We start from the raw sequence: 1,004 nt of genomic DNA, 5'->3' as shown, positions 1-1,004 counted from the left end.
GACCGACCACTGTTTCAATTTACTTGTGAATGCGGGGGGATTGGCGATGTTGGGACCGAAGCAAGAGGCGCAAGGCGCGTTGTTTTATGAGTTCTCACTCGATGATCACGTGCCTCAAGATCACCTGCTGCGCTCGATTGACCGGTTTGTGGATCTCAGCAGCATCCGGCCACACCTTGCAGAGTTTTACAGCCACACTGGCCGTCCCTCGGATCCAGAACTACTTCTCCGCATGCTGCTGGTTGGGTATTGTCTCGGCATCAGGTCAGAACGCAGGCTCTGTGAAGAGGTGCATTTGAACTTGGCGTACCGCTGGTTCTGCCGTCTCGACCTGGCTGATCCCGTGCCGAACCATTCCACCTTTTCCAAAAACCGGCACGGGCGTTTCCGCGATAGTGATCTGCTGCGTCACTTGTTTGAAACGACTGTGGCACGCTGCATCGCTGACGGCTTGGTCAGTGGTCATCGCTTGCGGCAGATGCCAGTTTGATCCATTGCCCGGCAGGCGATTTGCATAGCAAATCTGCCGAGAGGGGGGCTGATGCCAACAAACAGAACTCTACACCGAAGGACGATTGGGACACTGCTGCCATCAAGCCAGAGGACGCGCCGCGCGCCGTGCGGGAATATCTGGACGTTCTCGATGATGCCGCCTTTGGCGCGGCATCCGAGGTGGAACCCAAGTTCACATCCCACTCTGATCCCGCCAGCCAGTGGACTGCAGCCCGCAAAGGCCCTGCGTTCTTTAGCTATTCGACAAACTACCTGATCGACACGGATTACAGTGTCATCGTCGACGTTGAGGCCACAAGATCGATCCGACAAGCTGAAGTTGGGTCCGTGCGCACAATGCTGGATCGGGTTAAAGACACGTTCGATTTACATCCCGAGCGTATCATCGCGGATACTGCTTACGGCTCGGGCCCAATGCTTGGGTTGGCTGGTGGACCGCAAGATCGCCCCGCACATCCCGGTCATTGATAAGGCGGGCCGCACGGACGGGA

1 pseudogene is annotated in these 1,004 nt (G+C 57.0%); it reads left to right on the top strand.

Annotated features, from left to right (window positions below):
- Positions 1 to 46: 46 nt before the first annotated feature.
- Positions 47 to 1,004: pseudogene (locus B4968_RS19470) on the top strand (transposase); the annotation flags it as partial.

Source organism: Pseudophaeobacter leonis, assembly GCF_002087335.1.
Classification (GTDB): domain Bacteria; phylum Pseudomonadota; class Alphaproteobacteria; order Rhodobacterales; family Rhodobacteraceae; genus Pseudophaeobacter; species Pseudophaeobacter leonis.
This window is presented reverse-complemented; position numbering and strand designations above follow the sequence as displayed.